We start from the raw sequence: 7,954 nt of genomic DNA, 5'->3' as shown, positions 1-7,954 counted from the left end.
AAAACCTTTGGTGCGGATCCGAGCTTTACGCAGTCGCTTGAGCTCGCCGCGTATACGGCGACACCCGTCATTATGTCCGGTGTTGCCGCGCTTTATCCAGAGCTATGGTTCGTTTCGCTGGTCTTTTTAGCGGGCGTGGGCTATTCGGTATATCTTTTGTATGCGGGCATTCCCGTTCTCATGCATATTCCTGAAGAACGCGGCTTTCTATACGCAAGTTCGGTTGTAACCGCCGGTCTCATCTTAATGGTCATTTTGATGGTTGCAACGGCGATTCTTTGGACTAATGGCTTTGGTCCTCGCTTTATGTCTTGATGGCGATGCGACGGAAGCGTTGAATCATAAAAAAAGAGCCTGCGGGCTCTTTTTTTATGCCATATAAATACCGACGTACGTGTTTTGTTGCTGAATTTTTTGTGCGTCGTACCAGTCGCCCAGCACAATACGTTTGGCAGGACGTTCGGGTGCGAGTTCAAAACAGTGTATTGCCGCGCGGTGTGTATGACCATGAATAAGCTGTTGAACTTGGTGATTATTCATCGCCTTAACGACAGCAGCGTGCTGAGCATCCATCTGCTGCAAACGTTGATGGGACAGCGCTCGTTGAGTCCCCGAATTGGCGCGCAGTTTCTTGGCAATACTCATGCGCGTTTTAAGCGGTAAACGTGCCAGTAAAAATCGCGTGATAGGGTGTTGAATGACGGCGCGGTAGCGTAAGTAGCTTTGATCCGCCGTACAGAGCGTGTCACCGTGCATCAACAACGTGCGTACACCATTGAGCTGGATAACCGTTTCATCTTTGAGCAGCGTCAGTCCCACTTCCCGTGCGAATTTTTTACCCAGCATAAAATCGCGGTTGCCGGGCATAAAATACACTTGCACACCGTGGTCTACCAGTTGTTTGAGTAACGACTTAATGTGTACAGCAAACTCACTGGGGTCGTCGTCACCTAACCAAGCCTCAAACAGATCACCGAGGATATAGAGCTTATCTAGACAGGCATTGCGCTCACAAAAAGCCTCGAACGCCGCGGTGATATCCGGGCGTTCAGGGCTCAAATGAAGGTCAGCAATAAACGCTGTGGTCATGCGTCCTCTTGGACGGTAACGCTTGTAATAACGACGTCTTCAACTGGAACGTCGGCGTGGAAGCCAGCCGTTGAAGTTTTGACACCTTTGATATTGTTAACTACGTCCATGCCTTCAACCACTTCAGCAAATACACAATAACCAAAGCCGTTAGGTGTTTCGTTTTGGAAATTAAGGAAGTGGTTGTCGTTCACATTGATAAAGAACTGTGACGAGGCTGAATGTGGATCCGGGGTGCGTGCCATAGCGACCGTACCAGTCAGGTTCGGCTTTGCTGTTTTGGCTTCGTTTTCGATAGTGCCACGGGTGTCTTTTTGTGACATGCCGGGCTCAAAACCGCCACCTTGCACCATGAAGTTATCGATAACACGATGAAATAGCGTGTTTTCATAAAAACCGTCGCGTGCATACTGAAGAAAGTTTTCGACCGTTTTAGGTGCGGTCTCAGTGTGCATGGCTAAGGTGATGTCACCATAATTGGTATGTAAAACAACCTGCATTTTGGGTTCCTTAATACTACGACTAATCGGTCGCTAGTGTACCAGAGCCGACCGTTCAGTGGTATCATTAGTGGTTGAATCATAAAAACTGAATCGGTTTGTTCGTTTTGTCGATTAAAGCCAAATTACGGAGATACTATGGCACTGACACTGTTTAATACCCTGACCCGCGAGAAAGAAACCTTTACACCAAGAGAAGCAGGCCGTGTGGGTATGTACGTGTGTGGCGTGACCACATACGATTTGTGTCATATTGGTCATGCACGCACCTATGTAGCATTTGACGTGGTGGTCCGTTATTTAAGAAAAATTGGTTACGACGTGACTTATGTTCGCAATATTACCGATTTGGATGACAAAATTATTAAGCGAGCAGCTGAAAACGGTGAGCCTTTTGATGCATTGACCCAACGTTATATTGATGAAATGCATCGTGATTTTGCCGCCTTAAATTTGCTGGAACCCGATGTTGAGCCGCGCGTTACACAACATATGGATGACATTATTCGTATGATTGAATCGTTGGTAACACAAGGCTACGCTTATCAAGCAGACAATGGCGATGTGTTGTTTGATGTATCAACCTTTGACGATTACGGTCGTTTAAGCCGCCAAAACTTGGAACAGTTGCAGGCAGGCGCGCGTGTTGACGTGGAAGCCAGCAAACTGGACCCGCTGGACTTTGTGTTATGGAAAAAGGCGAAGGCGGGCGAGCCGAGCTGGGATTCACCTTGGGGTGAGGGACGTCCAGGTTGGCACATTGAGTGCTCAGCGATGAATAAGGCACACTTAGGTGAAACCTTTGATATCCACGGTGGTGGGTCGGATTTAACGTTCCCACACCATGAAAATGAAATCGCCCAAAGCTGCTGCGCGAATCAAACCAACTATGTAAATTATTGGATGCACAGCGGTATGGTACAGGTGGATGATGTGAAGATGTCGAAGTCATTGGGCAACTTCTTTACCATACGTGATGTATTAAACGCGTACGATGCTGAAACGGTGCGCTACTTCTTGCTATCAAGCCACTATCGTTCGCAACTGAACTACACGCAAGATAACCTAGAGCAGGCGCATGCGGCACTTGAACGACTCTACACTGCGTTGCGCGGGCTTACACCAGAGCAGCCTGATGAGAATCTGCGTTTACCGTACTGGAACCAGTTTACCGATGCGATGAATGATGACTTCAACGCCCCCGAAGCCATGAGTGTGTTATTTGAATTGGTGCGTGAAATTAACAAGGCGCGTGATAATGATGCCGAGCGTGCTGCACAGCTGGCTCATGTACTGGTTGAGCTTGCTGATGTATTGGGACTTTTACAGCAGTCACCGGAGAGTTTCCTGCAAGGTGGCGCTGATGATGAAGTTGCGTTGATCGAGGCATTGATTGCCCAGCGTAATAAAGCAAGAGCCGAGAAAGATTGGGCCGCTGCCGATGAAGCCCGTGACCGTCTTACTGAGATGGGGATTGTGCTTGAAGATGGTGCAAACGGCACGCAGTGGCGACGTTCATAAAAAAGAGAGGAAATTATGGCATTTGCAACCTTGCATTGTGTTGATGAACTTCAGCAAGCCATTGATAACGAACAGACCGATGCACTGATTGTTATCGGTCATTTTGCACATATTGAAAACACGCAGTTGAGCGAAACGATTCGTGCTGCTCAGGGCACAGACCAACGCGTGGGCAAAGAGGCACTGCTTATCAGTGCAAATGATGTGCCTGGCAACCGCATGGTAGTTGCACCAACAGGACCTTTAAACCGTGACTATGACGATGTTCGTCAAGTCTTTGATGCAGCGCATAAAGCTGCAAAAATCGCGCAAGATGCAGGCGCACGTCATCCGGTCATTTTGCTTAACGGCGTTAACGTTGAAGACGAACGTTATCAGCAGGCTTTTCTCGCCGCTTATTTAGGCTTCTGCCAAGCGCTTTATCAACCGCTCGAAGCGCGTGAGTATCATGGTGAGGATGAAATCGAGCCAACTCGTGATGTGACTTTAGTGGGCGCATTAGATGCCGAGTGGGCAATGGCGATTGAAGCGGGCAAGCGTGTGGCTCGTGACTTAGCCGGTACTGAACCCGAGCGCATGGCGCCACCGCGTTTTGCCGAGTACTGCCGCAATGCTTTTGCGCACACGGCGGTTAAAGTGACTGTGATCGATGATTTTCAGCAGCTCGAACACGAGTATCCGCTTGCAGCCGCTGTAGGGCGCGCATCGGTGAGTGTTGAGCGTCATCGTCCGTGTGTTATCCGTTTAGAATACAAAGGCAGCCAGCCAGAGCGTCAAGTGATGTTCGCGGGTAAAGGGATTGTTTACGATACCGGTGGCGCCGACCTTAAAGTCGGTGGACACATGGCGGGCATGAGTCGTGATAAAGGTGGTGCGGCTGCAGTCGCTGGGTTTGTGAAAACCGTCGCTGAACTTGAACCGGCTAACTTACATGTGATCGCTGAAATTGGGGCGGTCCGTAACAGCATCGGCTCAGATGCTTTTGTAGCCGACGAAATCATTACTGGGCATAGCGGTAAGCGTGTTCGCATTGGTAACACCGATGCCGAAGGGCGTCTAGTGATGGCCGATTTACTTTCGCACTTGCGTGAGGAAGCGGCGGCAAGTGATTTACCAAGTGAGCTATACACTGTAGCGACGTTAACGGGCCACGCTGCGTTAGCAAAAGGGCCATACACAGCGTTAGTACCGAATGGTCCTGCGCGCCGTGGTCAACTTGCGCAGCAACTGTTTGATGTGGGCGAAGTCTACGGCGATCCAGCAGAGATTTCATGGTCACGTCGTGAAGACTTTGATTTTGTGAAGGGACACACCCTGTGCGATGACCTTTTATCGTCTAACAATGGGCCTTCGGCGACCACTGCACGCGGACACCAGTTCCCAATGGCGTTCTTAGTCGGTGTGTCGGGATTGGATGCACACGGTGTCGATAGCGATAAACCGCTCAGCTATGTGCATGTTGATATCGCTGGTAGCGGTGTTGAGGGAGGCGACTGGCAGCATGGTAAGCCTACCGCCGCGCCTGTGACCTGCTTATCTGCGCATTACTTGAAGCGTTAGTGACGTAGCCCTCATAGACTCGTTTTAAGGTGGACTACGGTCCACCTTTTTTGTGTCCATTAATTCATCAATTCGTCACAATTCAACGTTAGCCTCTAACCATGTTGCACATGGAGGCACCTGTAATGTTAAACGTTGAACAAGTTGTCAAAGAACGACTTCCCAAGCTAGAAAACAAACCTTGGCTCTACAAGCCGACCACCTGGCTACTTAAAAATTTACTCCACGAAAGCGATATCAAAGATTTCAGTCAGCGTTATCCCAACCTACAAGGCATTGATTTTGTCGAGCAAGTGCTCGACTACTTCAACTTTACTTACTCTTACCGTAGTGCAGAGCTCGATAATATTCCGACCACGGGACGGGTGGTGATCATTGCCAACCATCCGATTGGCTCGCTCGATGGTCTCGCCTTATTAAAAATGGTCAGTGAAGTGCGTAGTGACGTGAAAATCGTTGCCAATGACTTACTGATGAAACTGCCGCCACTGCAGAGTATGTTGTTGCCGGTGCGGGTTTTTAACGGGCGTACGAGCCGTGACGATGTTAAAGCCATTCATCAGCACTTACATGACGAAGGGGTAGTGATTGTCTTTCCTTCGGGTGAGGTGTCTCGATTGCGCCCTCAAGGCGTGCGCGATACACAGTGGCAAGCGGGGTTTTTAAAGTTAGCTAAGGCGACTCAATCTGACATTTTGCCGATCCGCCTGGAAGCACATAACTCGGCACTATTTTATACGGCATCAATGGTGTACAAGCCGTTAGCGACGCTATTGTTGGTGAAGGAGATGTTTCGCCAGCAAACCAAACAGGTCAGTTGTCGTATTGGTCAGTTGATTCCTCATAAGACCATTACGCAACATCAACACCTTGCCATGAAACAGCAAGTGAAGCTGTTTAAGAAGCACTTGTATCGTGTGGGTACGGCTAAACCGACAATCTTGCCGACCTTGACACCGATTGCGCGGCCTGAGCCTAGACAAGCGCTCAAGCAAGCGATAGAGGCGTGTGAACATTTAGGTAACACGCCCTGTGGTAAAGCGATTTATTGCTACCGCTTCGATGGTAGCTCGCCATTACTACGCGAAATTGGGCGATTGCGAGAAGTGGCGTTTCGTGCGGTAGGTGAGGGTACATGGCAGCGCCGCGATTTGGATGACCATGACTTGTATTATATGCACCTTATCGTTTGGGACCCAGAAGATCTTGAAATTGCTGGGGCTTATAGACTCGGTGAGTGTGCAAAAATCATTCAGAAAGTGGGTCCCAAGGGACTTTATAGCCGTCATTTTTACCAATTTGAACGGGGCATGGATGACATATTTGCTGAGGGATTAGAGTTGGGCCGTTCGTTTGTGCAGCCGCGTTATTGGGGGAAACGGAGCCTGGAGTATCTTTGGATGGGGATCGGAGCACTACTGAACCAGCACCCTGAGTACCGTTATCTATTTGGTTCGGTCAGTATTAGCAATACCTTGCCCGAGCCAGCTAAGCAGGCATTGGTGGCGTTTTACCGTCATTATTTCCCGGCTCAGCAGCGCTTGGCCATTGCAAATCATGCGTTTCGGGTGACCGAACATCCGGGCTTTGAGCTCAAAGGTGATCATTATGATGACGACTTTAAAGCGTTAAAGTCGTATTTGGGTAGCTTGGGGGCGAGTGTACCGACGCTCTATAAGCAGTATTCTGACTTATGCGAGCCTGGCGGTGTGCAGTTCTTAGAGTTTGGTGTGGATCCCGACTTTAGCGATTCGATCGACGGTTTGGTGTTAGTGGACATCCACCGTTTAAAAGCGCGCAAACGTAAACGCTATTTGGGCGTGGGCGCATAACTCGTCGATTATTAGACACAAAAAAGGCCTCGCATTAGCGAGGCCTTTTCATTTAGGCGACTATTTTAGTCTTTAAACTGCTTACCGAAGTAAGAGTCTTTTAACCAATGTGGACGCTGCGGATCGTTAGCGATTTCTTTACCGATTTCGTAGTTAATATCAGTAAAGCGCGTTGCTGATTCGTAGTTCACTTCTAAGTTGTGAAGGTCATCACTTGGACGGTGATAGTTTTCAGCGAAGAATTTACCCCACACTTCGCCACCATCTTCACCTTCGGTGCGTGACGTAAATCCGGTCATTAAGAATACCGCAGGGATACCTTTCTTAACCAGCGTGTAGTGATCTGAACGAGTAAAGATCGCCTGCTCTGGCATGGGATCAGGGCTTTGCTCAATATTGAACTTAGCCGCTGCTTTCGAAACAGTATCACCCAGTGTTGAGTGTGATGCACCAAACGCAATGACGTCTGCAAAATCATACAGCAGTACCGGCATATCTAGGTTCACGTTAGCGACGATGCTATTAAGGGGAACTGTTGGGTTGTTAGCGAAGTAATCAGCACCCAAGAGGCCTTTTTCTTCTGCCGTTACTGCCAAGAACATGATAGAACGTTTGTTGTCTAGACCTGAGTCGACAAACATACGTGCTGTTTCTAGCATGACGGACACACCCGATGCGTTATCCATCAAACCGTTATTGATGGTGTCATCGCTACTCAAGTCTTTAACAACGCCGATATGGTCTGCGTGTGCGGTGTATACCACATACTCGTCTTTCAGCTTCGGATCGGTCCCCGGTAAGACAGCTGCCACGTTAGGGCTGGTGGTTTCTTCGTGGTTAGATTCTTTCGCCAAAGAAACTGAGCCGTTAAGCGCAAAACCTTTTGGTGAAGCGTTTGGATCTTCTTCGATCTGCTTAAAGATATCTTCCAGCGGTTTCTCAGCACCTTCAAACATCGCTTTCGCGGCATCGATATTGACGTAGGCAGAACCCATTAATTGCTGTTCTTCACCTTGTGGCAGACCGTTTGGACCAATCCACGTCATACGAGGCGTTTTAGTGTAGTAGACACTGGTTTCAAACTTGCGTACTTTTTCGCGCTCTGGCGTGTGCAAGGTAATAATACCGACAGCCCCTTTTTCACGCGCGATATCGCCTTTAATGTTAGCTAAGTGAGCGCCTTCTTCACTTGGTAGATCAGCTGGACGACCTGTTAGCATAACCACGATTTTGCCTTCAACATCAAGGCCCGCATAATCGTCTAAGCCAAATTCAGGCGCTTCCATGCCATAGCCAACGAAGACCAAGGGTGCAGTGACTTCGCTACGTTGACTATAGTGACTTGGACCTGTGATAAATTGTTTACCAAAAGTGAACTCAGTGGTTTCGCCATCAACTGAGTATGACATTTTCGCACTGTTAGGTACCAAGGTACTAATTCTAAACGGAATA

The 7,954-nt window shown here is 48.7% G+C and carries 7 protein-coding genes; 4 read left to right on the top strand and 3 right to left on the bottom strand.

The genetic code is table 11. From position 1 onward, the window contains the following. Nucleotides 1-315, top strand: a 315-nt coding sequence (locus OS145_RS04835; RefSeq protein WP_006955101.1) for a Yip1 family protein, incomplete at its 5' end; no start/stop codon positions are given. Nucleotides 316-369: 54 nt separating this feature from the next. Here the strand turns inward: OS145_RS04835 and OS145_RS04830 are convergent. Together OS145_RS04830 and OS145_RS04825 are read right to left on the bottom strand one after the other, a co-directional pair. After that, complete coding sequence (locus OS145_RS04830) at nucleotides 370-1,089, bottom strand: UDP-2,3-diacylglucosamine diphosphatase (protein ID WP_006955100.1); 720 nt, start codon at nucleotides 1,087-1,089, stop codon at nucleotides 370-372. Continuing rightward, entirely contained in the window at nucleotides 1,086-1,589 is a 504-nt protein-coding gene (locus OS145_RS04825) for a peptidylprolyl isomerase (protein WP_006955099.1), read from the bottom strand. The genes OS145_RS04830 and OS145_RS04825 overlap by 4 nt, the downstream gene beginning before the upstream one ends. 138 nt (nucleotides 1,590-1,727) lie before the next feature. On the opposite strand from OS145_RS04825, the gene cysS reads away from it, so the two are divergent. The 3 genes from cysS (at nucleotide 1,728) to olsF (ending at nucleotide 6,502) form a co-directional block, all read left to right on the top strand. Further along, nucleotides 1,728-3,110 carry a cysteine--tRNA ligase gene (gene cysS, locus OS145_RS04820; RefSeq protein WP_006955098.1) on the top strand — a complete coding sequence of 461 codons (1,383 nt, stop codon included), beginning with the start codon at nucleotides 1,728-1,730 and terminating at the stop codon, nucleotides 3,108-3,110. Between the two features lie 15 nt (nucleotides 3,111-3,125). Then, nucleotides 3,126-4,670 carry a M17 family metallopeptidase gene (locus tag OS145_RS04815; protein ID WP_006955097.1) on the top strand — a complete coding sequence of 515 codons (1,545 nt, stop codon included), beginning with the start codon at nucleotides 3,126-3,128 and terminating at the stop codon, nucleotides 4,668-4,670. A gap of 125 nt (nucleotides 4,671-4,795) precedes the next feature. Then, nucleotides 4,796-6,502, top strand: coding sequence for a bifunctional ornithine lipid synthase OlsF (gene olsF / locus OS145_RS04810; RefSeq protein WP_006955096.1), 1,707 nt, complete (start codon nucleotides 4,796-4,798; stop codon nucleotides 6,500-6,502). A gap of 65 nt (nucleotides 6,503-6,567) precedes the next feature. Here olsF and OS145_RS04805 read toward each other — a convergent pair. Continuing rightward, on the bottom strand, nucleotides 6,568-7,954 hold a 1,387-nt coding region (locus OS145_RS04805), incomplete at its 5' end, for a M28 family metallopeptidase (RefSeq protein ID WP_083773234.1).

The organism is Idiomarina baltica OS145 (genome assembly GCF_000152885.1).
Classification (GTDB): Bacteria; Pseudomonadota; Gammaproteobacteria; order Enterobacterales; family Alteromonadaceae; genus Idiomarina; species Idiomarina baltica.
This window is presented reverse-complemented; position numbering and strand designations above follow the sequence as displayed.